The sequence below is a fragment of the Kluyvera ascorbata genome (assembly GCF_023195735.1).
GTDB lineage: Bacteria > Pseudomonadota > Gammaproteobacteria > Enterobacterales > Enterobacteriaceae > Kluyvera > Kluyvera ascorbata.
In genome coordinates this window covers 3,908,661-3,933,761 of sequence record NZ_CP096201.1, presented here as the reverse complement: position 1 = coordinate 3,933,761, position 25,101 = coordinate 3,908,661, and the positions used below count along the sequence as shown (strand labels likewise).

The window sequence follows — 25,101 nt, the reverse complement described above, 5'->3', positions numbered from 1 at the left end:
CGTATGACGCAAGCGAACGGCAAAAAGCGCACGGTGGGGCTGGCGGAGCGTATCTATCTGGCGCTGAAAAACGACATTTTTGATTTCCGCCTGATGCCCGGCGAGCACTTTAGTGAAAACGAAATCTCCGAACGTATGGCGGCCAGCCGCACGCCGGTGCGTCAGGCGCTGTTCTGGCTGGAGCATGAGGGCTATGTGCAGGTTTATTCGCGCAGCGGCTGGCAGGTGAAACCGTTCGACTTCACCTATTTCGAAGCGTTGTACGACTTTCGCATCGTGCTGGAAATGGAGGCGGTGAAGCGCCTGTGTGCCATGCCGACACCTGCGCGTGCGGCCCATCTCACGCCGCTGCTCGCCTTCTGGTGCGATGCGCCGCAGATGCCGCCGGGCAAGGAACTCTCACGTCACGACGAGGCGTTTCATACCGCGCTGGTGAGTGCCACCGGAAACGGTGAGATGGCGCGGGTGCACGTCGAGCTGACGGAAAAAATGCGCATTATTCGCCACCTCGACTTTACCCGCGAGGACCGCGTGGACGCGACCTACAGCGAACACGCGCAGGTGCTTCGCGCCATTGAGCAGCAGCAAACCGAAGAGGCGCAGCGGATCCTCACTGCGCATATTTCACAGAGTAAGGCCGAGGTCAGAAAAATAACCCTACACCGGCTTCAGCAGGCCCGTTTACAACCCGTTTCACCGTAGTTGCGGCATCCGCCCCATCCCGGTGGGGAACATTTATCACTCAATATCGTTTAGGGGTTTTGGTCATGAAAAGACGTTCTTTACTGAAAGCATTTGCCCTGTCGGCCACCTTTTTGAGCATGGGCTTCTCTTTGCAGGCGTACGCAGCAGACACCATTAAAATCGGCATTATGCATTCGCTCTCCGGCACCATGGCGATTTCCGAAACGCCGCTGAAGGACGTGGCGCTGATGACCATCGATGAGATTAACGCCAAGGGCGGCGTGCTGGGTAAAAAGCTTGAACCGGTAGTGGTTGACCCGGCCTCCAACTGGCCGCTGTTTGCCGAGAAAGCGCGTCAGCTGCTGACGCAGGATAAAGTGGCGGCGGTGTTTGGCTGCTGGACCTCGGTATCACGTAAATCGGTGCTGCCGGTGTTTGAAGAGCTGAACGGCCTGCTGTTCTATCCGGTGCAGTATGAAGGCGAAGAGATGTCGCCAAACGTCTTCTACACCGGCGCGGCGCCAAACCAGCAGGCGATTCCGGCGGTGGAATATATGATGAGCGAAGACGGCGGCGGCGCGAAGCGCTTCTTCCTGCTCGGCACCGACTACGTCTATCCGCGCACCACCAATAAGATCCTGCGCGCCTTCCTGCACTCGAAAGGGGTTCAGGATAAAGACATTGAAGAGGTCTACACGCCGTTTGGTTATAGCGACTACCAGACCATCGTGGCTAACATCAAAAAATTCTCCGCAGGCGGTAAAACGGCGGTGATCTCCACCATCAACGGCGACTCTAACGTGCCGTTCTACAAAGAGCTGGCCAACCAGGGCATCAAAGCCACCGACGTACCGGTGGTGGCGTTCTCCGTTGGTGAAGAAGAGCTGCGCGGTATTGATACCAAGCCGCTGGTGGGGCATCTGGCGGCGTGGAACTACTTTGAGTCGGTGAGCAACCCGGTGAATGAGAAGTTTGTCGCTGATTACCGCGCTTACGCCAAAGCGCACAAGCTGCCGAATGCCGATACCGTGGTGACCAATGATCCGATGGAAGCGACTTATGTGGGTATTCATATGTGGGCGCAGGCGGTAGAGAAGGCGGGGACGACCGATGTGGATAAAGTCCGCGCGGCGATGGCTGGGCAGACTTTCGCTGCGCCGAGCGGTTTTACGCTGACTATGGACGCGATGAACCACCATCTGCATAAGCCGGTGATGATTGGTGAAATTGAAGAGAACGGTCAGTTTAACGTGGTGTGGAACACCGATAAGCCGGTGCGTGCGCAGCCGTGGAGCCCTTACATTCCGGGGAATGATAAGAAGCCGGATACGCCGGTGAAAACGGGTGGGAAGTAAGGGGGGGGGAGTGGGTGATGTATTGGGGTTGATTGCACCGTTGCGCTCCCTTCAAGTTCCAGCCGCATAAATTGCGCGGGTGCAGGGAGCGCGCAAGGGGCGGCCAATCGCCGCCGCCCCCTGCACCCCCGGGCTCTGGCGGCAAAATCGCCGCTTCGCGGTTCCCTCAGCTTATTCCCTCCGGCTTCGGGTCGGGCGCGAGTTCACATCCCTGTGAACCACGCCCTCAGCCCACATCCCTGTGGGCTGACCCGGCCTACGGGAAACGCTTCGGCGATTTAGACGCCACCAAAAACCGTGCGGTCTTTAAGTTAACGGCAAAAAATACACGAATGTCACTGAAACCGATGAGTCCCCGCTGGAAATCGGCGAGCCGGAGAATGGAAGGCAAGGTCAGGACGCCATGGATGGCGGACTGAGGCGAACCGAGACAGGACGTCGAGTTTCGCCGTGCCGCAGGCTGGAGTTCGTAGGTGAGCGCAGTGCGAAGCACCGATTTCCCTGCGGGGCCGCGGGGATTGCGAAGGGGGGCGCGGCCGCCCCCCTTGGCCCGTTCACCGGTGATGGAACTTCATATTCCACCCGACGTAAAGTGAACGGAACCCTTCACCTCACTAACAAATATCAGGTTTTTTCCATCGTGACAGAGCGAACTGCACGACTCGGCTATCAGAACAGCACCGAATAGTTCAACCCAAACGTCCGTCCACGACCTTTGTAGTCATACAGCGAAGCCGGGCCATAGCCAGGGCTGTAGTACATCGGCGCACGCTGACCCCACACGGTGGTGTAATCACGGTCGAAGAGGTTTTCAACGCTAAAGCTCAGCTTACCAACCGGCAGAGCGTAGCTGCCGAGCAGGTCGATAGTGGTGTAACCATCAATCTCATTGCCCGCTTCATCACGCAGCTTAAACGACGTTGTGCTCTGTACGCGCAGGCTCCATGGATCTGGCGCCCAGCCGATATAGGCGGTGGCTTTCGACGGACTCGCGACCTTCACGTCATATTTTTCCCAACTGCCGTTCACCTTCGACTCGGTTTTCAGCACGTTGAAGTTACCGCCGGTGCTCCAGTTGGTGTCTGGAATAAAGTAGTCCACCGCACCTTCCACGCCGTAAATGCGACGTTTGTCGTCTACGACGCTGATGGTCAGATCTTTATTCGCCTTCACGTTCTTATCAGACAGTGAGTAGTAAGCCGCGATTTGGGTACGCAGGTTGTCACCGGTGTAGCGCCAGCCAAGCTCATAAGAGTCAACTTTGATGCCCTGTAGCTTGCTGTCACTGACGTTGACGCTGTTGGTCAGAGCCCGATGGCCGTTCACCGCCGCCGCATAATCGCCGCGACCGTAATACTTGCCCGGATCCGGCAGCTCTACGCCCTGCGAGAAGTTAAACCACGTTTGCTGGCGCTCGGTGATGTGCATTAACAGACCGGCGTTAAACAAGTAGTTGTCGTAGTCCGTCGAACCGCCAGGAATCGCATCGGCAGATTTGATAGCGCCAGACGCAATTTGCTCCTGTACGGCGTAACCGACGAAATCATCGACCTTGTTTTCGGTGTACTGGTAGCGCACGCCGCCGCTGAGGGTAAAGATCTCGTTGATGTCGTAGCTTGACTGTAAAAACGCCGCCAGGTTGCTGATGTCGTAGGAAGGATAGCGCCCGGTAGTGTAAATCTGCTGGTTGTTCATCCCGCCGGAAGCGTTCGCCAGATCTTTATTGAAGTACATCTGGTTTGAGGTAAAGCGCTCGTGATCGGCATCCAGCCCGTAGGTGAGTTGCCAGCCATCCAGCGGCGTACTGTTCAGCGTCAGTTTGGCGCCGTACTGATTGGTTTCCTGTTGAGATGACGAGAGGCTGGTTAACTTCATATTCTTGTCGACGGACGGGAACGGGTAGAACTTAAGGGACTCATCGCGATAGTAAATCTGCCCGACCAACTCCTGACCAAGGAAGCTACTGTTGGAATACTGTAGGCTCATCAGGTGGCGTTCGGTGCCCGGAATACGATCGGAGTTCATCCCGCTGCTGACGTACGGCTTGCTGGTGCCGGAAATGGCGGAGAAATCTTTCCCCAGATTCAGGCCATAATCATCATCGCCCTGGCTCTTGTAGTACTGGGTCACCAGCTGTAACTGCTGGTTTTCATCAATATTCAGCGTCCCGGTGCCCATCAGATCCAGACGGTCGGAATACTGTAGCCCGGTCTGGGTGTTGTCCAGCAGGGTGGCGTCGCCGTTGCCGTCGTACCAGCCGCCAAACTTCTGATAGGCCACCGACATGCGCCCGGAGATATGTTCGTTACCGCCGGAGACGGCGCTGGCGATACGCTCGTCGTGATCTTTACTGCTGTTAAAGCCGCTCTTCGTTCCCGCTTCAAACTCAACCTGGGTTTCCGGCTGGCCTTTTTTGGTCACGATATTGATAAGCCCGCCGGTACTGCCGCCGCCGTACAGCGAAGTGGCGCCGGAGATCACTTCAATGTGTTCGATATTGAACGGGTCTATGGAGTCGAGCTGGCGGCTGTCGGTGCGCGATGAGTTGAGACGCACGCCGTCAATCAGCACCACCAGCGGGCGACCGCGGACGTTCATGCCGTAGTTGGTGCGGCTCTGGCTGCTGACGTCCAGGCCGGGGATCAACTGGGCCAGCGCGTCTTTCAGCTCTTTACCGCCCTGAATCTGTTGTTCCAATTCGGCATTTTCGATAACCCAGGTGGTTTGCGCCATCTCGGCTACGGTGCGGTTATTACGGCTGGCAGATACCACCATATTTTCGTCATCGCTTTGTTGGGCGACGGCGGGCGCCATCATGGCAAGCAGCAAGGGGTTAAGCGCCCAGAGAGTATATTTCTTATTAATCATCATCATTCCTGCGCACGGGCAGACAACGATCGGCCCAAAGATGCGCGTAGTGAGTTAAAGAAGCAGCGCGGTGCTGCATGTTTCCCGGCAAGCGGCGTTCGAGGGGAACGGCGATTGCCTGAGACTGGTGCTACCGCGTCCGATAGCGGGGAGGATCGGCACGCAGCAAGTGAGGCGAAAAATGAAAATGGGAAGTTTGTAGATAACGTTTCTCATTATCAATAACTGATTTTGATAGTTGCATATTCCTTCACATTTTGAATAATTTTTTTTCGTCCTGAAATAACCATGCAAATAACATGGAATAAGCGGTGGGATGGATATAAATAATTATTTTGACTCGCTGATTAACCTATTTATTTTTCCTATGACGAACTGCGCTATTACCGTGCGCGGATGTGCTTTGGCGGTGCGGTGGAATATTTAATGATGACGTTGTTTTTATTTTAATTTCATTAAAATCAGTTTCTTATATATTTGGCACGGGCATTGCTAATTGAATTCCATCTTGTATACCAACAGGAATTCAACGATGAATATAATAATGGGACAACGCGCGGCGCTTTACTTCCCCGCCTTGCTCTTTCTCCTTTTAAGCGGTCTGTTGACCAGCCTTCCGGCGCGAGCCGGTGCGGCGGCCGATTATGGTCATGCTAGCCGCACCGAGCAGGCGCAGCTGCTTCAGGCGTGGGCGGCCGCACCGCAGGCTGACCGTTTGCCGCTATTGCAGGCGCTGAGCCAGGAAGCGGTGGTGAGCGATGCGCAGGGCCAACTGTTTACTGAAAAAAATGGCCAGTTAACGCCGCTGGAAGGGAGCGCTGCACCTTCTGGTAGTACCAAAAAAGTGTTTATGAATAACCGCATTCGCGGACTGGTGGCCAGTGCGTTAGCCTCGCACCAACTGGTCAGCAACGACGTAAAAGTGCGTCTGAACGCCGCGCTCACCTTGCAAAATAGCGCTCAGCAGGACCAGCTACCGATGCTCAGACAGCGTCTGGCGGTGGAAACTGATGCAGGAGTGCACACCGCGCTGGCAATCGCCGTTGCCAATTTACAGCTCTCCGATAGCCGGGCCGAGCAGCGCCTTAGCGCCGTGAAGCTCTTAGGCGAAGCCAGCGACCCGCAGGTGCAGGTGAGCCTCAGCCGACTGACTCAGCCGCAAAATGAACCCGACCCGGCGGTGCGAGCCGCCGCTGCCGAAAGCCTTAAGCAGGTACAGCAGCGCCTGAAGTGGGGCGACTGGCTTGGGCAGGCGTTTAGCGGCATTTCGCTCGGCTCCATTTTGCTGCTTGCTGCGTTGGGGCTGGCAATCACCTACGGCCTGCTGGGCGTTATCAATATGGCCCACGGCGAAATGCTGATGCTCGGCGCCTACGCCACCTGGATGGTACAGGACGCGTTTCAACGTCTGGCGCCGGAGTGGCTGGCGCTGTATCCGCTGGTGGCGCTGCCGGTAGCCTTCTTTATCACTGCGGCGGTGGGGATGCTGCTGGAACGTACCATCATCCGCCACCTCTACGGCCGCCCGCTGGAGACGCTGCTGGCAACCTGGGGGATTAGCTTGATGCTGATCCAACTGGTGCGCGTGCTGTTCGGCACGCAGAACCTTGAAGTGGCGAACCCTTCCTGGCTCTCTGGCGGCTGGAACGTGTTGCCAAACCTGGTGCTGCCATACAACCGTATTGCGGTGATCCTCTTTGTGATTGGCGTGCTGGCGCTGACCTGGCTGCTGCTCAACAAAACCCGCCTTGGCATGAACGTGCGAGCGGTGACGCAGAACCGCCGCATGGCGGACTGCTGCGGGGTGCCCACCGGACGTGTCGATATGCTGGCGTTTGGCCTCGGTTCCGGCATTGCCGGGCTGGGTGGCGTGGCGCTATCGCAGCTTGGCAACGTCGGCCCGGAACTGGGACAGGGGTACATCATCGACTCCTTCCTGGTGGTGGTCACCGGCGGCGTGGGGCAACTGGCTGGCACCGTAGTCGCCGCGCTGGGGCTGGGCGTGCTGAACAAAGTGTTGGAGCCGCAGATAGGCGCGGTGCTGGGCAAAATTGCCATTCTGGTCCTGATCGTGCTGTTTATTCAGAAGCGGCCGCAGGGGTTGTTCGCATTCAAAGGGCGGGTAATTGACTGATGAGCCAACCTATTACGTTAACTCTCGCGCGGCGTGCGCCGCGATTGACCTGCTCGCTGGCGGCGCTGGCGCTGGTAGCGCTACTGGTACTGCCGTTTCTGGCATTGCTGCCGGCGGAAAACCCGCTGGCTATCTCAACCTACACGCTGACGTTGATGGGCAAAATCCTCTGCTATGCGGTGGTGGCCGTGGCGCTGGATCTGGTCTGGGGCTACGCCGGGCTGTTGTCTCTGGGCCATGGGCTGTTCTTTGCCCTTGGCGGTTACGCGATGGGGATGTACCTGATGCGCCAGGCTTCTGGCGACGCCCTTCCCGCGTTTATGTCGTTCCTGTCGTGGACCGAACTGCCGTGGTTCTGGGCCGGCACCCAGCATTTTGCCTGGGCGCTTTGCCTGATTATTCTCGTCCCCGGCCTGCTGGCGCTGGTGTTCGGCTATTTCGCCTTCCGCTCACGCATTAAAGATGTGTACTTCTCCATCATGACTCAGGCGTTGACCTACGCCGGGATGCTGCTGTTTTTCCGCAACGAAACGGGCTTTGGCGGCAATAACGGCTTTACCGGTTTTACTACGCTGCTGGGTTTCCCGGTGTCAGCGACCGGCACTCGCATCGCGCTGTTTGTCGCCACCGTATTGCTGCTGGCGGGGTCGCTAGCGATTGGCCTGATGCTCACCCGCAGCAAGTTTGGTCGGGTGCTGACTGCGGTTCGAGACGCGGAAAACCGCCTGATGTTCTGCGGCTACGACCCGAAAGGTTTCAAGCTGTTTGTCTGGACGCTCTCCGCCGTACTGTGCGGGCTGGCGGGCGCGCTATACGTGCCGCAGGTGGGGATTATTAACCCCAGTGAAATGTCGCCAACCAACTCGATTGAGGCCGCCATCTGGGTAGCGCTTGGCGGGCGCGGCACGCTGATTGGCCCGATCCTCGGCGCGGGGATCGTTAACGGTGCGAAAAGCTTCTTCACCGTCGCCTTCCCGGACTTCTGGCTCTTTTTCCTCGGCCTGATGTTTATTCTCGTCACCCTGTTCCTGCCGCGAGGCGTGATTGGCCTGCTCAAAAGGAGAAAGCATGACTGATTCCCTGTTCACCCAGCCGCAGCCTCAGGATCGCTACCGCGATACCACCGACCCGGTGCTGCAGCTGGAAAATATCAACGTCAGCTTCGACTCGTTTCGTGCGCTGACCGACCTATCGCTGTCGATTGGCGTCGGTGAACTGCGCTGCGTCATTGGCCCGAACGGCGCGGGAAAAACCACGCTGATGGATGTGATCACCGGTAAAACCCGGCCGGACAGCGGCAAAGTGACCTACGACCAGAACGTCGACCTGATGGGGCTGTCGTCGGTGGAGATTGCCCGCGCGGGTATTGGCCGCAAATTCCAGAAGCCGACGGTGTTTGAGGCGCTGAGCGTAATGGAGAACCTCGAAATTGCGCTGAAAATGGATAAATCGGTCTGGACCTGCCTGCGCGCCACGCTTAATGGCTCTCAGCGAGATCGTATTGACGAAGTGCTGGAGCTGCTGCGGCTGACCGCGCATCGTCATCGCCCGTCCGGGCTGCTTTCCCACGGGCAAAAGCAGTTTCTGGAAATTGGCATGCTGCTGGTGCAGGAACCGCATCTGCTGCTGCTTGATGAACCCGCCGCCGGGTTGACCGACGCTGAAACGGACTATATTGCCGAGCTGTTTCGCGGGCTGGCGGGCAAGCATTCGCTGATGGTGGTGGAGCACGATATGGGCTTTGTCGAGACCATCGCCGACCACGTCACCGTTCTGCATCAAGGGCAGGTGCTCGCCGAGGGCTCGCTGCGTGATGTGCAGGCCAATGAGCAGGTTATTGAAGTCTATCTGGGGCGCTAATATGTTACAGGTGAATGATTTAAATCAGTATTACGGCGGCAGCCATATTCTGCGCGGCCTGTCGTTTGAGACCACGCCGGGCGAGATTACCTGTCTGCTAGGGCGCAACGGCGTGGGCAAAACCACGCTGCTGAAATGCCTGATGGGCATCATCCCGGCGAAATCTGGCACGTTGCATTGGCAGGGTAAGCTGATTAACCATTGCAAGCCGCACCAGCGGGTGCAGCAGGGGATTGCCTATGTACCGCAGGGGCGCGAGATTTTCCCGCGTTTGACGGTCGAAGAGAACCTGCTGATGGGGCTGTCGCGCTTTTCTGGCGCGCAGGCCAAAAGCGTACCGGAGGAGATCTACGCGCTGTTTCCGGTACTGCGTGAAATGAAGCAGCGGCGGGGTGGGGATCTCTCGGGCGGGCAGCAACAGCAGCTGGCGATCGGCCGAGCGCTTGCGTGCAAGCCGCAGCTGTTGATCCTTGACGAGCCAACCGAAGGGATCCAGCCGTCGGTGATCAAAGAGATCGGCGCGGTGATTCGCAGCCTCGCCAACCGGGGCGATATGGCGATTCTGCTGGTGGAGCAGTTTTATGATTTTGCCGCCGAGCTGGCGGACAGCTACCTGGTGATGTCACGCGGCACCATCGTGCAGCGCGGGCGCGGTAACGAAATGGAAGCGCAGGGCGTGCGTCAGTTAGTCGCGATATAACAGTGGGGTGGCCGTTGTAGGCCGGATAAGGCAACGCCGCCATCCGGCAATGTGCGCCGAATTGCCTGATGGCGCTACGCTTATCAGTCCTACCAGTTATACCCCTGGCATGCTTCGCGCAGCCGCGATAAAAACTGCTGGGCATTAGCCGTGAGCGCCGATTTCTGCGACCAGACCGCGCAATACTGCGCGGCGGGCAGGGTCGAAACCGGCAGCGTGACGATTTTCCCCTCCAGCTGCAGCGGCTGGCTCATGGCGCGGGCGACGATGGTCAGATAGTCGGATTCCAGCACCATATTCAGCCCGGTTATCACCGAATCGGTGCGCAGCGGTGCAATCGCCAACTGGCGATAAAAGTGAGACAGCTCGTTCTGTAGCTGCTGGTAGTAGCCCATCGGCGACTCCGGCAGCAGCCATTTTGCCCGCCGCAGCGCCATTAAATCCCCCTCATTTGCCAGCGGATGTCCCTGGCGCGCCACCACGCAAAACGGGGTGGTGAACAGCGGCTCAATCATCACCCCTTCCGGCGGGTGCATCGGGTCGATGGAGCCAACGGCCAGGTCTATCTCACCGCTACGTACGCCGGGCAACAGCGAAGAAAGCTGCCCTTCCTTCAGCGTGAGCGCCACCTGCGGCAGCGCCTGCTTAAAGGCGTCGGCAACGGCGGGAAAAACCGTCAGCGCAATGAGCGACGAGTAGCCGATGGTCAGCCGACCGTGAGTCGCATGGTTTATCTGCTCCACCTCATCGGCGGCGCGACGCAGCTCCTCCAGCACCCACTCTGCACGCTGCGAAAACGCGCAGCCTGCTTCGGTCAGGGTGATGCCTTCTTTGCTGCGTAATAAAAGTTGCGTCCCCAGGGTTTGCTCCAGCTCACGCAACGTGCGGCTGAGCGCGGGCTGAGACTGCCCCAACTCGCGGGCGGCCGCACGGATGCTGCCGCTGCGCGCTACCTGCTTTAGCGCCTGTAGCTGGTTCACTTTTGGTAAATATTTCACCGCTTACCCCTATCAGAAAAAAGCATCACCTATAGAAAAATTACATCTTCCCGCCTTTCGGGTAAAGCGCCAGGATACGTAGGGGCAATCGTCCTCACACAACATCTATTCCAATGAGACACAAGGCGGAAAAAATAATGAAAAGTCAGTCTCAAATGATCTTTTTGCTGTTTATTGGCTACGTATTTGTCTACATCGACAAGACCGTGACCGGCTTTGCTTTATTGCCTATCGAAAAAGAGTTTGGCCTTAACGCCGAGCAACTGGGCTATATCACCGGGATCTTCTTCCTTGCTTATTCATTGTTTCAGGTGCCTGCTGGCTGGCTGAACGATCGCATTGGCTACAAAACCATGCTGGTGATGTCGCTGGCGGCGCTGGGCATTTTCGCACTTTGCTTTGGCGCGTTGGGCGCGAGTTTTGGCCTGCTGCTGCTGTTTCGTTTTCTCTCCGGCGTGGGCCATTCCGGCTATCCGTGCTCGTGCGCCAAGGCGGTGGTCAGTAATTTCAGCGTTGAGAAGCGCACCTTCGCCCAGTCGATTTTGCTCTCATCCGCGGGGCTGGCGATGACTATCGGGCCGATTATCGCGGTGAACGCCCTGGCGATGATGGGCTGGCATACCTCGTTTACCGTACTGGGGGTGATGGTCTGCGTGATTGCCGCGCTGATTGCCCTGCGCGTACCGCGCCAGCAGGTAACGCCGAGCGTGAAAAAGCAGGCCGTTTCCGGCGCGTCGCTGTGGCGTAACCCAACGGTTATCTTGCTGTTTCTGTCGATTTTCTGCGTCAATATTCCCAGCTACGGCCTGATGGCGTGGCTGCCGAAATTCTTCGTCCAGCATATGGGGATGTCGCTGTCGGCTTCCGGCTATGTGGTGGCGGCGGGCGGTCTTGGGATCTGGATCTCCTCGCTCGGCACCGGCTGGCTGGTGGGCAAATACTTCCTCAATCGCGAACCGCTGGTGATTGTGATTAGCGCCCTGCTGAGCGCCGCGGCCATTTTTTCTATCTTCCATGCTACGACGCCGCTGACTGCCAGCCTGCTGCTGTTTGTCGGTGAGGTCTTCCTGATGTCGACGTTTGTCACCGCCTTTACGCTGCCGATGAAACGCCTGCCGGAGAATATGATGGGCTCGGCGATTGGCCTGATTAATACCGGCGGCACGCTGGGCGGCTTTGTCTCACCTATCGTGATTGGCTACCTGGTGGAGAACACCCACGGTTACGCCAGCGCGTTTACGTTTCTGTCACTGGCGATGGTCTGCTCCGCCCTGGCGGTGCTGCCGCTGATGAAGCGCCGCACCGTCGCCAGCCTGCCTGTTGTTGAGTAGAAGGATAATCTGATGAATCACACCACTGAACAGTTAATCTCCGCGGCCTTTGAAGATGCGCTGCGCTGGCGTCGCCATATTCACGCCCACCCGGATTTATCATTTCAGGAGAAGCCAACGGCGGACTATATCGCCCGCGAACTGGCGTCATTTGCCGGTCTGGAAATCAGTCGCCCGGTGGAGAACTGCGTGATTGCCGTGCTGCGCGGTGCGCATCCTGGCCCAATGTGGGCGCTGCGCGCCGATATCGACGCGCTGCCGCTACAGGAAGAGAGCGGTGAAAGTTTCTGTTCAACCGTACCCGGCGTGATGCACGCCTGCGGTCACGATGCCCATGCGGCGATGCTGATGGGGGCGGTAAAAGTGCTCTGCCAGCTCCGCGATCGGCTGCACGGTAGCATCAAGTTTATCTTCCAGCCTGCTGAAGAAGTCCCGCCGGGCGGGGCGCGTGAACTGGTGGAACTGGGCGTGGTGGACGATGTGGAGCATATTTTTGGGCTGCACGTTTTTCCGACCAGCCCGGTAGGGACGATCGCCTTAAAAGAGGGCGTTTATGTGGCCTCCAGCGACAACTTTGATATCACCATTCGCGGCAAGGGCGGTCACGGTTCAATGCCACAGCACTGTATCGACCCGGTGACCATCGGCGCTGAAATGGTGGGGGCGTTGCAGCAGATTGTGGCCCGCAATATCGACCCCGGCACCGCGCCGGTGCTGACCATCGCCACCTTCCAGGCGGGTGATAGCTATAACGTTATCCCCGACAGCGCGCGCCTGGCGGGCACGCTGCGTACCCACAATCAGCAGGTGCGGGAAACTGTGCCGGGGCTGATGTCGCGGATTGTGAACGGCATTGCAGCGGCGCACGGCGCGGGCTGCGATATCCAGTGGCAGAAAGGCTACGCGGTGGGTAATAACCATGAGGTGACCAACACGATTGCCCGCGAAGCGATTGGCCACCACTTCCCGGCGGGTACGCTGAAGCTGGAAGAGAAGGCGCTGTTCGGCAGTGAAGATTTCTCCTCCTATCAGGAGAAAATTCCGGGGACGTTCCTGTTTATCGGCTGCGGTAATAAAGAGAAAGGGGCGACGTGGAACGTGCATAACCCGCATTTCCGCATTGATGAGGATGCGCTGGCGGTGGGGATTAAGACCCATATTGCGCTGGTGAGTCAGCTGTTGAATATTGAGTAAATTTCCCCTCACCCTAACCCTCTCCCCAAAGGGGCGAGGGGACCGAATGTGCGGCTAGAAAGTACAGTGCTCAAAACAGGCGGGACTTTCACCCTCTCCCTTTCAGGGAGAGGGGCTGGGTGAGGGTGCACGTGCCGAACCCTCACATTTAGATAAACTCAGCGGCGCGAAACTTCGCCAGCGCATCCTGCTTCTGCTCCGCCGTCATCGGGCGCAGCGGACGACGCGGGTCGCCAACGTCAATACCGTGCAGCTGCATCGCCAGCTTCCCAGCCGCCACGCCGCCGTACTGCACCAGCACGCGAATAATGGCGATCACTTTATCCATGCAGGCTGCAACGTCCTGATGATTGCCCTGATTGAAGCTGTCGATCAGGCGATGATACAGCGGTGCCGCATAGTTATAGGTGCTGCCGACCGCGCCGACCGCGCCGCAGGCCAGACCCGCGGGTAAAAACTCATCCACACCGAACGGAATATCAAACTGGCCGTTATTGACCCGCAGGCAGCGCTGGAATTCGTACATGTCGCCGGAGTTAAACTTCATCCCGGACAGATTCGGGATTTTATCCGCTGCGGCAATCAGGAACTGCTCCATGTCCAGGCTCAGCCCGGACATCCCCGAGTGATAGTAATAGAAACCTTTCGACGGTGCGGCAGCGGCGTTGAGTCGGCAGTATTCCACCAGGTCGTCCACGCTTGAAGGTTTGAAGAAGCAAGGACCAATGACCGAGGTGGCGAAAATATCTAACGTCTCCGCATGACGGCTTAGCTCCAGCGAGTCGGCGATGCTCAGTGCGCCGGTATGCAGCGTAATGCTGAGCTTACCGTGGCTTGCCGCAACCCAGCGCTCGGCAACCTTTTTACGCTCGGCAACGGAGCAGTGGATGCCTTCGCCGGTGGTGCCAAGAACGTACACGCCCTTGACGCCCTGGCCAATGAGATGCTCGGCAATCTGGTCAATGACCGGATAGTTCACTTCACCATGGGCATCGAAAGGGGTATGCGGTGCGGCGATAAGACCTGTTAGCTTTTCCATGTAAACCTCAATTGGTGTTTTTCTTCTTAACTAAAAGTTAAATGAAGCATAACTCCAATTTGCGATTAAATGATACCCATGGCGAAAAGCGAGAGTATCAGAGTGTGATCGATAGCACTAAATCAGGCCTGGCGAGGCACCGTCAGCGCATCCATGGTCCGCAGCTTATTGGCCTTTGCGCGTTCCGGATCTTTTTGCACCAGCAGGGTGTAGATCAGATCCAGCACGAACAGCTGCGCGGTTTTGGTGCCGATAGAGTCGCCCTGCAGCCGCCCTTGTCGATTACCGTTAATCAGCGTGAAATCAGCCACTTTACTCAGCGGAGAACCGAGGTTGTGGGTCAACGCAACGGTAGTGGCACCGGCATCTTTGGCCAGCTGCAGCGCGTGGGTGGTTTCCGGCGAGTGGCCCGAATGACTGATGCCGACGGCGACGTCGCCCGGTTTCAGTAAGGAGGCCTGCATATACATGAAGTGGTTGTTGGTCAGCGCATCCACGCGCATGCCAATACGCATCAGCTTGTGCTTCATATCTTCAGCGGTGATACCGGAGGCGCCCACGCCGAATATATAGGTGCTATTGCAGGTGTACAGGGCATCAACGACCTGCTCGACCTGCTGCATATCGAGCAGATTTAGCGTCTCGGAAAGTACGTTGGCAATCACCCCTTGCAGCTTCAGGCCGATGGTATGGGCATCATCATTTTCCACTACCTCGGCATCCAGCAGGGTGCTGCTGTCGTCGCTGTCGACCATCGCCAGCTCAATGGCGAGCTCCATTTTGAAGTTCTGAAACCCTTTGTAGCCGAGCAGCCGACAAAAGCGGATCACCGAAGCTTCACCGGCGTTGATCTCCTGTGAGAGATCGGCGATGGAAAGCTGTGTCACCTTGTGAGGGGAAGTCATGATGTAGTGGGCAATACGTTGTCCGACGCGGGTCAGACTGCTCTGCATGGCCCCCAGAGTATCAAGTATTTTTCCGGCTTTGACCGGTGAATTCGGACTCTCCATTGCTTCCTGCTCTTCACGCTGACTGTGGGTATTCATGATGGGGCAGCGCCTGTTGTCAGGCAAGAAAATCGGCGTAAAAAGCGCGTAATCGCCGCCATTTTACCCGCTCCGTTGGCGAATATTGGGAATGTTGTGACCCAGATCGACTTTTCCTCCTCATCTACGCTTACCCCTATGACGTTGTTCACACATTTCATTATGCTCACTTGTGGTGCTTTGCTTCTTGTAAATAAATTAAATGGAGTTTTGCTTCATTTGAGTGCGACGCACTCTTCTTCCTGGCACTTAGGTCGTGAAATTTGCTCATCACAGGAGCGCAACATGAGTGGAATTACAAAGGCCATTCCATGGTACAAACACCTTAATAAATCCCAGTGGCGGGCTTTCTCTGCCGCATGGCTTGGCTATTTGCTTGATGGTTTTGATTTTGTCTTAATTGCCCTGGTATTGACGGAAGTACAAAGCGAGTTTCAGCTCACCACCGTTCAGGCGGCGAGCATTATTTCTGCGGCGTTTATCTCTCGCTGGTTTGGCGGCCTGCTGCTGGGCGCGATGGGCGACCGCTATGGCCGTCGTCTCTCAATGGTCACCAGCATTATTCTCTTCTAGGTCGGCACGCTGGCCTGCGGCCTCGCACCGGGATACGCCTCGATGTTTATTGCCCGTATGGTTATCGGTATGGGGATGGCGGGGGAATATGGCTCCAGCGCCACCTATGTGATTGAAAGCTGGCCAAAGCATTTACGTAATAAGGCCAGCGGCTTCCTGATTTCTGGCTTTTCCGTCGGCGCGGTGGTGGCGGCGCAGGCTTACAGTCTGATCGTGCCGCTCTGGGGTTGGCGCGCGCTGTTCTTCATTGGCATTCTGCCGATTATCTTCGCGCTGTGGCTGCGGAAAAATATCCCCGAAACCGACGACTGGAAGGTGCGTCAGGCGAGTAAAACCCCGGTGCGCACCATGGTCGATATCCTCTATCGCGGTCGGCTTCGCGTGCTGAATATCGTGATGAGCGGTATGGCTATCGCGGCGCTGTGGTTCTGCTTCGCGGGTAATTTGCACAACCCGGCGATCGTTATGCTGTTAGCGCTGGTATGTACCGTCATCTTTGTCAGCTTTATGGTGCAAAGCAGCGGCAAGCGCTGGCCGACGGGCGTGATGCTGATGGTGGTGGTGCTGTTTGCCTTCCTCTATTCCTGGCCTATTCAGGCGCTGTTACCAACCTATCTGAAAAGCGAACTGGGCTACAACCCGGCGACCGTGGCGCAGGTGCTGTTCTTTAGCGGCTTTGGCGCGGCGGTGGGCTGTATCGTTGGCGGCTTCCTTGGCGACTGGCTTGGTACCCGCAAAGCCTACGTATACAGCCTGCTGGCTTCCCAGGTTTTGATTATTCCCGTTTTTGCTATTGGCGGCTCCAGCATCTGGGGGCTCGGTGTCTTGCTGTTCTTCCAGCAGATGCTGGGACAGGGGATTGCCGGGATTTTGCCAAAGCTGATTGGCGGTTATTTCGATACCGACCAGCGTGCGGCGGGGCTGGGTTTTACCTACAACGTTGGTGCGCTCGGCGGCGCAGCGGCAACGGTCATCGGTGCGCTGGTGGCGCAGCACCTGAGCCTTGGCTCCGCGCTTTGCTCGCTCTCCTTTGGTTTGACCTTCGTGGTGATCCTGCTCATTGGTCTGGATATGCCGTCCCGCGTTCAGCGCTGGCTGCGCCCGGAAGCGCTGCGCACGCATGATGCTATCGACGGTAAGCCGTTCAGCGGCGCAGTGATGCGCCAGAGTGAAAAATCCGTTCCGGTTTGCGGTAAGCATTAATTCAAGGCGCCCGGACGCGCCGGGCGATCATATTGAAGTTAAGGATGTACTTATGTCGTTGTTAGAGAAGATGGATGCAGCAATTAAACAGCACGGTGGGCTTATCGTTTCCTGTCAGCCGGTGTCCGGCAGCCCGTTAGATAAACCCGATATCGTCGCGGCAATGGCGCTAGCGGCGGTACAGGCGGGTGCCGTGTCGGTGCGAATCGAGGGGATTGAAAACCTGAAGGCAACGCGCCCGCTGATTGCGGTGCCGATTATCGGGATTGTGAAGCGCGACCTCGACGATTCCCCGGTACGCATCACGCCGTATCTCGAAGATGTCGATGCACTCGCGCAGGCCGGGGCCGATATTATTGCTTTCGACGGCACCGAACGCGTCCGCCCGGTTGCCGTGGCGGAAACCATCGCCCGGATCCACCACCATCAGCGCGTGGCGATGGCCGACTGCTCCTCGCAGCAGGATGCGGCGTTCTGTCATCAGCTGGGGGCGGATATTATCGGTACCACGCTCTCTGGCTATACCTGCGACGTGGTGCCAAAGGAGCCGGATCTACCGCTGGTGGCCGCGCTCAGCGCGAAGGGTTATCGGGTGATTGCCGAAGGGCGGTTTAACGCTCCGGCGCAGGCGGCGCAGGCAATGGCGTGCGGCGCCTGGGCGGTGACCGTGGGGTCGGCGATTACTCGCCTTGAGCACATTTGCCAGTGGTATCGCGACGCGATAAACGAGGGCGCAGTATGAACACGCTGGCGATTGATATTGGCGGGACCAAACTCGCCGCAGCGCTTATCAACGCACAGCGGCAGATAGTCGAACGTCAGACGCTACCGACACCAGCTAGCCAGACACCGGGCGCGCTGCGTGAAGCGCTTCAGTCATTGATTGCTCCGCTCGTGGGGCGATCTGAGCGTGTAGCCGTCGCCTCAACCGGTATTATTCGCCACGGCGTACTGACGGCGCTTAACCCGGATAACCTCGGCGGGCTGGCGCAGTTTCCTTTGGTAGCGACGCTGGAACAGCTCAGCGGGCTGCCGTGTCTGGCAATCAATGACGCGCAGGCGGCGGCATGGGCGGAGTATTGTGCGCTGCCGGGCGAGGTTCGCGACATGGCGTTTATTACCGTCTCCACCGGCGTGGGAGGGGGTATTGTCAGCAATGGCAAGCTGCTTTCGGGTCGTCAGGGGCTGGCGGGGCATATCGGCCACACGCTGGCAGACCCGCACGGACCGATGTGCGGCTGAGGGCGCAGAGGCTGCGTAGAGGCGGTGGCATCGGGCCGGGCGATTGCCGCTCAGGCCGTAGATGATTTACAGGGGCTGGATGCCAAAGCCCTCTACGCGCATTATCAGCAGGGCCATCCGCAGGCAATAAGACTGATTGAACGTTCGGCCCACGCCGTGGCGCGGCTGATTGCCGATCTTAAGGCCAGCAACGACTGTGAATGCGTGGTGCTTGGCGGCAGCGTCGGTCTGGCCGACGGTTATCTGTCGTTGGTTTGCGCTCGGCTGGCGCAGGAACCGGCGGCGTTTCACACCCCTGTTTTCGCAGCTCATTACCAGCACGATGCTGGTTTACGCGGCGCGGCGCTGTGGGCAGAGGAGTTTCCATTATGATTATTGGCGATAGCCGTAACCCCGAAAAGGCGGGGTTATCTCCCACGCTGCTGGCGGCGCTGAAGTTTGCATTAGAGGCGAATCCTCAAGAGTGCGAACCGGGCTGCCACGTTTTACAAGGCGATGATATCTTTATGAATGTGATGCAGTTTATGACGCAGCCTGCGCAGGCTAAGCGAGCCGAACTGCACGCGGAATATATTGATGTACAGATCCTGTTGGCGGGAGAAGAACGCATTGATTTTGGGCTTGTCGACAGCGCCCGGCAGTGCGATGAATGGCACCGTGAAGAGGATTACCAGCTGTGTGATGAGATTGCGGCGATGCAGTCTGTCACGTTGCAGGCCGGGATGTTTGCGGTGTTTTTCCCCGGCGAACCGCATAAGCCGGGCGTTCAGGGGACGGCTCCCGCAGAGATAAAGAAAGCGGTGGTGAAAGTGCATCGAAAGCTGCTTGAGCGGTAGGCTTTCGAGCCACCTCAGGGCCGGCTGGCACCTCGACCGGGCTACAGGAGAAGTAGCCCGGCCAAGCGAAGCGCCGCTGGGGGGAGCCGGTCAGCTTGCCGGGTTCACTTCCAGCTCAGGCTCTGGCGAACGCAGCAGCGTCCACAGAATAATCGCCCCAATCACGTCAAACGCCGCCAGTACCGCAAACAGCGGGCTGAAGCCTAAGGTGTCGGCCAGTGCGCCAACCACTAAGGCGAACAGCGTGCTCGCGGTCCATGCTGCCATGCCGGTAAAACCGTTGGCGGTGGCCACTTCGCCCGGGTCGAACATATCGGAAGAGAGCGTAATCAGCGCGCCAGACAGCGACTGGTGGGCAAAGCCGCCGACGCACAGCAGGGCGATCGCGACAAACGGGCTGCTGAACAGGCCAACCATACCCGGTAGGATCATCAGCGCCGCGCCCATGGTGACGACCAGTTTGCGGGATACCACGATATTCACGCCAAAGACGCGCTGGAAAATCCCCGGCAGATAGCCGCCAATGATGCAGCCCATATCGGCGAACAGCATCGGGATCCACGCGAACATGGCGATATCTTTCAGGTTAAAACCGTAGGTGTGCACCATAAACAGCGGGATCCACGCGTTAAACGTCCCCCATGCCGGTTCAGCCAGGAAGCGCGGCAGGGCGATACCCCAGAATTTACGCTGACGCAGCAGCTGGCCGATGTGCACCTTATCCACCACCTTACGCTCCGGCTGTCCGCTGGTGATGTAGTCGAATTCGTCTTTGCTCAGGCTTTTGCACTGCCCCGGGCGGTTATAAACCAGATACCAACCCAGCGCCCAGATCATGCTGGCGATACCGACGATGATAAACGCCAGACGCCAGCTATGAATGAAGATGGCCCATGCAACCAGCGGCGGCGCAATAATCGCCCCCATGGAAGAACCAACGTTGAAATAGCCAACGGCGACGGAGCGCTCGTTATCCGGGAACCATTCGGTGACGGATTTCAGACCGGCGGGGATCATCGCACTCTCGGCAAAACCGCCCAGGCCGCGGAACAGCGCCAGACCCTGCCAGCTATTGGTGAAGGCTGCGCCAATGCAGAAAATGCCCCACATGGCACCAAACAGGGTGTAGCCGACTTTGGTGCCAAGGGTATCCAGCACATAGCCCGCGATAGGCTGTGCGATGGTGTAACAAGCGGAGAAGGTTGCCACAATCCAGGAGTACTGCTGGGTAGTAACGTGAAGATCGCTCTGCAGCGTTGGCGCTGCGGCAGAAATAGTATTGCGGGTTAAGTAACACAGAATCGTGCCAAGCGTGACAAGAGCCACCATAAACCAGCGCGTATGACCAGTGGTGCGCATAAAACTTTCCTTTACTTCTTAGAATGTGAAACGGCCTGTGTTGGGTGGACAGGCACAGTTTTGGTCATACAGAGAGAAGATAATTTGCCGGGCCAGAAAGAGGCTGGAGCAACGTACTGCGGTCCATTTATGAGATTTTGTGAATCCGTGTCACATTTTTTCCGAATACTAAACCTACGTTTCAGAATTTTTTGTGATCCAATTCAAAATAATTAAGATGGCATACCACCTAAGTGTATCAAGGTAAGTAATAGCGTAATGAGGCGTGAAGAGAGCGTGGTACTGCCTGATTTACATCAATAAACAGGCAGGTTTCGGAAATTATTTTTGCAGCGGTAGGCCGGGTAAGCGAAGCGCCATCCTGACGACCGCGCACAGATTGCCGGAGGGGGCGTGCGGATTATTTGCTCAGGGAGATGAATTCGTGCAGCAGGGCGGTGAGCTGCTTCATTTTTTCTGGCGTGAACTGCTTTTCAATTTGTTGATAGGCCTCTTCCACTTTCGCCTGCGCGCGCTCGTAAAGCGCATACCCTTCTTTGGTTAGCGAAACGTACAGCTTGCGCTGATCGTTAACCGGCTTCAAGCGCAGCACCAAACCATCGCGCTCCATGCGCGTGAGGATCCCGGTCAGGCTGGGGCGCAAAATACAGGTGGCGGCGGCCAGGTCGTGGAAATCCATCGACGGGTTATCGACCAGCACGCGGACAATGCGCCACTGCTGCTCCGTCAGGTTGTGCTGCTTTACGATCGGCCGAAAATAGGTCATTGCCACTTCCCGCGCCTGCATCAGGGCGATGGTTAAAGAATCGTGCATTCTGCCTCTCAAGCCTTCTCATCATTAATATATGAACAATAAAGCAATGTTGCTTTTATCAACAGGAGATTTTTACCTAAAAACAGCCGTTAACGCAACGTTGTTTTTATAACTTATTGATAAATAATAACTACATTTATTGTGTGTGAAATTATTGTTAATCGAGTCACAAAAAAATGACATGCGTTTGCTAAATGAGTAGCGGAAGCATAAAACACATCATTAACATATTAATGAACTGTTCGCTGTCCTGAGGAGCTGTAAATGAAAGGTACCGTTTTCGCCGTGGCGCTCAACCACCGCAGCCAGCTTGATGCCTGGCGCGACGCATTCGAGCAGGCCCCCTATAAGGCACCGCCTAAGACCGCCGTCTGGTTTATCAAACCGCACAATACCGTCACCGAAGGCGGTCAGCCGATCCCGTTCCCGCAGGGTGAGACGGTATTAAGCGGCGCGACGGTAGCGCTGGTGGTGGGCAAAACGGCCCGTAAAGTCCGCGTAGAGGAAGCCGCCGACTATATCGCTGGTTACGCGCTGGCAAACGAAGTCAGCCTGCCGGAAGAGAGCTTCTACCGCCCGGCGATTAAAGCCAAATGCCGCGATGGTTTCTGCCCGCTGGGCGACGTGGTGAGCGTGGATAACGTCGACAACCTGACCATCATCACCGAAATTAACGGTCGTCACGCCGACCAGTGGAACACCGCCGACCTCAAGCGCAGCGCCGCCGAGCTGCTGAGCGCCCTGAGCGATTTCGCTACCCTGAACCCAGGCGATGCCATTCTGATCGGTACCCCGCACAACCACGTCGCACTGCGCCCCGGTGACCAGGTACGCGTGCTGGCGGAAGGCTTCCCGCCGCTGGAAAACCCGGTGGTTGCCGAAGCGGATGCCCGTCCGGTGTCGCGTCCGCACGACCACGGTACCCTGTTCGCGCTGGGGCTGAACTACGCTGACCACGCCAGCGAGCTGGACTTTAAACCGCCGGAAGAGCCGCTGGTGTTTATCAAAGCGCCTAACACTTTCAACGGCGACAACCAAACTTCAGTACGCCCGGACAACGTCGAGTACATGCACTATGAATCTGAGCTGGTGGTGGTGATTGGCAAAACCGCGCGCAAGGTGAGCGAGGCCGATGCAATGGACTACGTCGCGGGCTATACGGTCTGCAACGACTACGCTATCCGCGACTATCTGGAAAACTACTATCGCCCGAACCTGCGGGTAAAAAGCCGCGACGGACTGACGCCGATTTCCCCTAACGTCGTGCCTAAAGCGGCGATTCCCGACCCGCATAACTTAACCCTGCGCACCTACGTTAACGGCGAGCTGCGTCAGGAAGGCACCACGGCGGATCTGATCTTCAGCGTGCCTTTCCTCGTCTCTTACCTCAGCGAATTTATGACCCTGCAACCGGGCGACATGATCGCCACCGGCACGCCGAAAGGGCTATCCGACGTGGTGCCGGGCGATGAAGTGGTAGTGGAAGTGGAGGGCGTGGGTCGCCTGGTGAACCGGATTGTCAGCGAGGAGTCTGCAAAATGAAAAAAATTAACCATTGGATCAACGGCAAAAACGTCGCCAGCCAGGACTATTTCCACACCACTAACCCGGCCACCGGTGACGTGCTGGCGGAAGTCGCTTCCGGCGGCGAGGCGGAAGTGAACCAGGCCGTGGCGGCCGCGAAAGAGGCTTTCCCGAAGTGGGCCAACCTGCCGATGAAAGAGCGTGCGCGCCTGATGCGTCGTCTGGGCGACCTGATTGACCAGAACGTGCCGGAAATCGCGGCGATGGAAACCGCTGACACCGGCCTGCCGATTCACCAGACCAAAAACGTGCTGATCCCGCGCGCCTCACACAACTTCGAGTTCTTCGCCGAAGTGTGCCAGCAGATGAACGGCAAAACCTACCCGGTCGACGACAAGATGCTCAACTACACCCTCGTACAGCCGGTGGGCGTGTGCGCGCTGGTGTCGCCGTGGAACGTGCCGTTTATGACGGCGACCTGGAAGGTGGCACCGTGCCTGGCGCTGGGCAACACCGCGGTGCTGAAGATGTCCGAACTGTCGCCGCTGACCGCCGACCGCTTGGGCGAGCTGGCGCTGGAAGCCGGCATTCCGGCGGGCGTGCTGAACGTGGTACAGGGCTACGGCGCTAGCGCCGGTGATGCGCTGGTGCGTCATCACGATGTGCGCGCCGTCTCCTTTACCGGCGGCACCGCCACCGGACGCAATATCATGAAAAACGCCGGGCTGAAGAAATATTCAATGGAGCTGGGCGGTAAATCACCGGTGCTGATTTTTGAAGATGCCGACATTGAACGCGCCCTGGACGCTGCGCTGTTCACCATCTTCTCCATCAACGGCGAACGCTGCACCGCCGGTTCGCGCATCTTTATCCAGCAGAGCATCTACCCGGAGTTCGTTAAACGCTTTGCCGAACGCGCCAACCGTCTGCGCGTGGGCGACCCGAACGACCCGAATACCCAGGTCGGCGCGCTGATTAGCCAACAGCACTGGGAAAAAGTCTCCGGCTATATCCGCCTCGGCATTGAAGAGGGCGCGACCCTGCTGGCCGGTGGCCCGGAAAAACCGACCGACCTGCCGGCGCATCTTAAGAACGGCAACTTCCTGCGCCCAACGGTGCTGGCGGACGTCGATAACCGCATGCGCGTAGCCCAGGAAGAGATTTTTGGCCCGGTAGCCTGTCTGCTGCCGTTCAAAGACGAAGCGGAAGGGCTGCGTCTGGCGAACGACATTGAATACGGTCTGGCCTCTTATATCTGGACCCAGGACGTCAGCAAAGTACTGCGTCTGGCGCGCGGTATCGAAGCCGGGATGGTATTCGTCAACACCCAGAACGTGCGCGACCTGCGCCAGCCGTTCGGCGGCGTGAAGGCCTCTGGCACGGGCCGTGAAGGCGGAGAGTACAGCTTCGAGGTGTTTGCGGAAATGAAAAACGTCTGCATCTCGATGGGCGATCATCCAATCCCGAAATGGGGAGTCTGATATGGGTAAGTTAGCGTTAGCAGCAAAAATCACGCACGTGCCGTCGATGTACCTTTCTGAAATTCCGGGGAAAAACTTCGGCTGCCGTCAGTCAGCCATTGATGGTCACAAAGAGATTGGCAAGCGCTGCCGCGAGATGGGCGTCGACACCATTATTGTGTTCGATACCCACTGGCTGGTCAACAGCGCCTACCACATCAACTGCGCGGAGAGCTTTAAGGGTATCTATACCAGCAACGAGCTGCCGCATTTTATCCGCGATATGACCTACGACTATGACGGTAATCCGGAACTGGGTCAGTTGATTGCCGAAGAAGCCGTCGCGCTGGGCGTGCGCGCTAAAGCGCACAACATTCCGAGCCTGAAGCTGGAGTACGGCACGCTGGTGCCGATGCGCTATATGAATGCCGACAAGCACTTCAAAGTCGTGTCCATCTCGGCGTTCTGCACCGTGCACGACTTTGCCGACAGCCGCAGGCTGGGTGAAGCCATTTTGAAGGCCATCGAGAAATACGACGGAACGGTGGCAGTGTTTGCCAGCGGCTCGCTGTCGCACCGCTTTATCGATGATCAGCGTGCGGAAGAGGGGATGAACAGCTACACCCGCGAGTTCGACCACCAGATGGACGAGCGTGTGGTCAAGCTGTGGCGCGAAGGCAAGTTCAAAGAGTTCTGCACCATGCTGCCGGAGTACGCCGACTACTGCTACGGCGAAGGCAATATGCACGACACCGTGATGCTGCTGGGGATGCTGGGCTGGGATAAGTACGACGGCAAGGTGGAGTTTATCACCGACCTGTTTGCCAGCTCAGGAACCGGGCAGGTGAACGCCGTATTCCCGCTGCCTGCGTGAGGAACGA

19 protein-coding genes and 2 pseudogenes are annotated in these 25,101 nt (G+C 57.6%); 15 read left to right on the top strand and 6 right to left on the bottom strand.

From position 1 onward, the window contains the following. Nucleotides 1-3 precede the first annotated feature (3 nt). Nucleotides 4-702, top strand: coding sequence for a GntR family transcriptional regulator (locus MY052_RS18890; protein WP_248537626.1), 699 nt, complete (start codon nt 4-6; stop codon nt 700-702). Between the two features lie 65 nt (nt 703-767). Beyond that, complete coding sequence (urtA, locus tag MY052_RS18885) at nt 768-2,039, top strand: urea ABC transporter substrate-binding protein (protein ID WP_248537625.1); 1,272 nt, start codon at nt 768-770, stop codon at nt 2,037-2,039. 669 nt (nt 2,040-2,708) lie between these two features. Here the strand turns inward: urtA and iutA are convergent. After that, nucleotides 2,709-4,910, bottom strand: a complete 2,202-nt coding sequence (gene iutA, locus MY052_RS18880; protein ID WP_248538967.1) for a TonB-dependent receptor — start codon at nt 4,908-4,910, stop codon at nt 2,709-2,711. A gap of 541 nt (nt 4,911-5,451) precedes the next feature. Between iutA and urtB the strand changes: the two genes are divergently transcribed. The 4 genes from urtB to urtE are packed head-to-tail and all read left to right on the top strand — an operon-like array spanning nt 5,452 to nt 9,601. Further along, nucleotides 5,452-7,041: an urea ABC transporter permease subunit UrtB gene (gene urtB / locus MY052_RS18875; protein ID WP_248538966.1), complete on the top strand. Its 1,590-nt coding sequence runs from the start codon at nt 5,452-5,454 to the stop codon at nt 7,039-7,041. Continuing rightward, entirely contained in the window at nt 7,041-8,117 is a 1,077-nt protein-coding gene (gene urtC, locus MY052_RS18870) for an urea ABC transporter permease subunit UrtC (protein WP_248537624.1), read from the top strand. The genes urtB and urtC overlap by 1 nt, the downstream gene beginning before the upstream one ends. After that, nucleotides 8,110-8,901: an urea ABC transporter ATP-binding protein UrtD gene (urtD, locus tag MY052_RS18865; protein WP_248537623.1), complete on the top strand. Its 792-nt coding sequence runs from the start codon at nt 8,110-8,112 to the stop codon at nt 8,899-8,901. The genes urtC and urtD overlap by 8 nt, the downstream gene beginning before the upstream one ends. Nucleotide 8,902: 1 nt before the next feature. Further along, a complete protein-coding gene (gene urtE, locus MY052_RS18860) occupies nt 8,903-9,601 on the top strand; it encodes an urea ABC transporter ATP-binding subunit UrtE (protein WP_035896802.1) in 699 nt (232 codons plus the stop codon). 89 nt (nt 9,602-9,690) lie between these two features. Here urtE and MY052_RS18855 read toward each other — a convergent pair whose 3' ends face one another. Then, nucleotides 9,691-10,599: a LysR substrate-binding domain-containing protein gene (locus MY052_RS18855; protein ID WP_248537622.1), complete on the bottom strand. Its 909-nt coding sequence runs from the start codon at nt 10,597-10,599 to the stop codon at nt 9,691-9,693. Between the two features lie 137 nt (nt 10,600-10,736). Between MY052_RS18855 and MY052_RS18850 the strand changes: the two genes are divergently transcribed. Both MY052_RS18850 and MY052_RS18845 read left to right on the top strand, forming a co-directional pair. Further along, nucleotides 10,737-11,930, top strand: coding sequence for an MFS transporter (locus tag MY052_RS18850; protein WP_248537621.1), 1,194 nt, complete (start codon nt 10,737-10,739; stop codon nt 11,928-11,930). A 12-nt stretch (nt 11,931-11,942) separates the two neighbouring features. Next, entirely contained in the window at nt 11,943-13,124 is a 1,182-nt protein-coding gene (locus MY052_RS18845; protein WP_248537620.1) for an amidohydrolase, read from the top strand. A gap of 148 nt (nt 13,125-13,272) precedes the next feature. On the opposite strand, the gene MY052_RS18840 is transcribed toward MY052_RS18845, so the two are convergent. Both MY052_RS18840 and MY052_RS18835 read right to left on the bottom strand, forming a co-directional pair. Then, nucleotides 13,273-14,163, bottom strand: coding sequence for a dihydrodipicolinate synthase family protein (locus MY052_RS18840; RefSeq protein ID WP_248537619.1), 891 nt, complete (start codon nt 14,161-14,163; stop codon nt 13,273-13,275). A 122-nt stretch (nt 14,164-14,285) separates the two neighbouring features. Further along, the gene (locus MY052_RS18835; RefSeq protein WP_035896732.1) at nt 14,286-15,173 is read right to left on the bottom strand and encodes a MurR/RpiR family transcriptional regulator; all 888 of its coding nucleotides are present in this window, start codon (nt 15,171-15,173) and stop codon (nt 14,286-14,288) included. A gap of 321 nt (nt 15,174-15,494) precedes the next feature. Here MY052_RS18835 and MY052_RS18830 point away from each other — a divergent pair. From MY052_RS18830 to nanQ, 4 genes and pseudogenes are all read left to right on the top strand, one after another. Continuing rightward, a pseudogene (locus MY052_RS18830) lies at nt 15,495-16,985 on the top strand (sialate:H+ symport family MFS transporter). A 52-nt stretch (nt 16,986-17,037) separates the two neighbouring features. After that, nucleotides 17,038-17,727 carry an N-acetylmannosamine-6-phosphate 2-epimerase gene (locus MY052_RS18825; protein ID WP_248537618.1) on the top strand — a complete coding sequence of 230 codons (690 nt, stop codon included), beginning with the start codon at nt 17,038-17,040 and terminating at the stop codon, nt 17,725-17,727. Beyond that, nucleotides 17,724-18,599 (top strand): annotated as a pseudogene (gene nanK / locus MY052_RS18820) (N-acetylmannosamine kinase). The gene MY052_RS18825 and the pseudogene nanK overlap by 4 nt, the downstream one beginning before the upstream one ends. Then, the gene (nanQ, locus tag MY052_RS18815; protein ID WP_248537617.1) at nt 18,596-19,063 is read left to right on the top strand and encodes an N-acetylneuraminate anomerase; all 468 of its coding nucleotides are present in this window, start codon (nt 18,596-18,598) and stop codon (nt 19,061-19,063) included. Before nanK ends, nanQ begins: the two are co-directional and overlap by 4 nt. Before the next feature lie 90 nt (nt 19,064-19,153). Here the strand turns inward: nanQ and MY052_RS18810 are convergent, their stop codons facing one another. Continuing rightward, nucleotides 19,154-20,422, bottom strand: coding sequence for an MFS transporter (locus tag MY052_RS18810; protein WP_248537616.1), 1,269 nt, complete (start codon nt 20,420-20,422; stop codon nt 19,154-19,156). A 400-nt stretch (nt 20,423-20,822) separates the two neighbouring features. Next, on the bottom strand, nt 20,823-21,236 hold the full coding sequence (gene hpaR, locus MY052_RS18805) for a homoprotocatechuate degradation operon regulator HpaR (protein ID WP_035896721.1): 414 nt from the start codon (nt 21,234-21,236) through the stop codon (nt 20,823-20,825). A 264-nt stretch (nt 21,237-21,500) separates the two neighbouring features. Here hpaR and hpaG point away from each other — a divergent pair, with 264 nt between their 5' ends. Genes hpaG through hpaD form a run of 3 tightly spaced genes read left to right on the top strand, consistent with a single transcriptional unit; the run spans nt 21,501 to nt 25,094 of the window. Continuing rightward, nucleotides 21,501-22,778, top strand: coding sequence for a 4-hydroxyphenylacetate degradation bifunctional isomerase/decarboxylase (gene hpaG, locus MY052_RS18800; protein ID WP_248537615.1), 1,278 nt, complete (start codon nt 21,501-21,503; stop codon nt 22,776-22,778). Next, nucleotides 22,775-24,241, top strand: coding sequence for a 5-carboxymethyl-2-hydroxymuconate semialdehyde dehydrogenase (hpaE, locus tag MY052_RS18795; protein WP_035896718.1), 1,467 nt, complete (start codon nt 22,775-22,777; stop codon nt 24,239-24,241). Before hpaG ends, hpaE begins: the two co-directional genes overlap by 4 nt. A gap of 1 nt (nt 24,242) precedes the next feature. Beyond that, complete coding sequence (gene hpaD, locus MY052_RS18790; RefSeq protein WP_123649974.1) at nt 24,243-25,094, top strand: 3,4-dihydroxyphenylacetate 2,3-dioxygenase; 852 nt, start codon at nt 24,243-24,245, stop codon at nt 25,092-25,094. Nucleotides 25,095-25,101: the final 7 nt, after the last annotated feature.

What these genes read in the sequence shown, in the direction of transcription:
- hpaG (WP_248537615.1), top strand. Translation starts at nt 21,501, where the DNA reads ATGAAAGGTACCGTTTTCGCCGTGGCGCTCAACCACCGCAGCCAGCTT.
- urtA (WP_248537625.1), top strand. Translation starts at nt 768, where the DNA reads ATGAAAAGACGTTCTTTACTGAAAGCATTTGCCCTGTCGGCCACCTTT.
- hpaR (WP_035896721.1), bottom strand. Translation starts at nt 21,236, where the DNA reads ATGCACGATTCTTTAACCATCGCCCTGATGCAGGCGCGGGAAGTGGCA.
- hpaE (WP_035896718.1), top strand. Translation starts at nt 22,775, where the DNA reads ATGAAAAAAATTAACCATTGGATCAACGGCAAAAACGTCGCCAGCCAG.
- urtE (WP_035896802.1), top strand. Translation starts at nt 8,903, where the DNA reads ATGTTACAGGTGAATGATTTAAATCAGTATTACGGCGGCAGCCATATT.
- MY052_RS18850 (WP_248537621.1), top strand. Translation starts at nt 10,737, where the DNA reads ATGAAAAGTCAGTCTCAAATGATCTTTTTGCTGTTTATTGGCTACGTA.
- MY052_RS18845 (WP_248537620.1), top strand. Translation starts at nt 11,943, where the DNA reads ATGAATCACACCACTGAACAGTTAATCTCCGCGGCCTTTGAAGATGCG.
- MY052_RS18840 (WP_248537619.1), bottom strand. Translation starts at nt 14,163, where the DNA reads ATGGAAAAGCTAACAGGTCTTATCGCCGCACCGCATACCCCTTTCGAT.
- iutA (WP_248538967.1), bottom strand. Translation starts at nt 4,910, where the DNA reads ATGATGATTAATAAGAAATATACTCTCTGGGCGCTTAACCCCTTGCTG.
- urtC (WP_248537624.1), top strand. Translation starts at nt 7,041, where the DNA reads ATGAGCCAACCTATTACGTTAACTCTCGCGCGGCGTGCGCCGCGATTG.
- hpaD (WP_123649974.1), top strand. Translation starts at nt 24,243, where the DNA reads ATGGGTAAGTTAGCGTTAGCAGCAAAAATCACGCACGTGCCGTCGATG.
- urtD (WP_248537623.1), top strand. Translation starts at nt 8,110, where the DNA reads ATGACTGATTCCCTGTTCACCCAGCCGCAGCCTCAGGATCGCTACCGC.
- MY052_RS18825 (WP_248537618.1), top strand. Translation starts at nt 17,038, where the DNA reads ATGTCGTTGTTAGAGAAGATGGATGCAGCAATTAAACAGCACGGTGGG.
- MY052_RS18835 (WP_035896732.1), bottom strand. Translation starts at nt 15,173, where the DNA reads ATGGAGAGTCCGAATTCACCGGTCAAAGCCGGAAAAATACTTGATACT.
- nanQ (WP_248537617.1), top strand. Translation starts at nt 18,596, where the DNA reads ATGATTATTGGCGATAGCCGTAACCCCGAAAAGGCGGGGTTATCTCCC.
- MY052_RS18890 (WP_248537626.1), top strand. Translation starts at nt 4, where the DNA reads ATGACGCAAGCGAACGGCAAAAAGCGCACGGTGGGGCTGGCGGAGCGT.
- MY052_RS18810 (WP_248537616.1), bottom strand. Translation starts at nt 20,422, where the DNA reads ATGCGCACCACTGGTCATACGCGCTGGTTTATGGTGGCTCTTGTCACG.
- urtB (WP_248538966.1), top strand. Translation starts at nt 5,452, where the DNA reads ATGGGACAACGCGCGGCGCTTTACTTCCCCGCCTTGCTCTTTCTCCTT.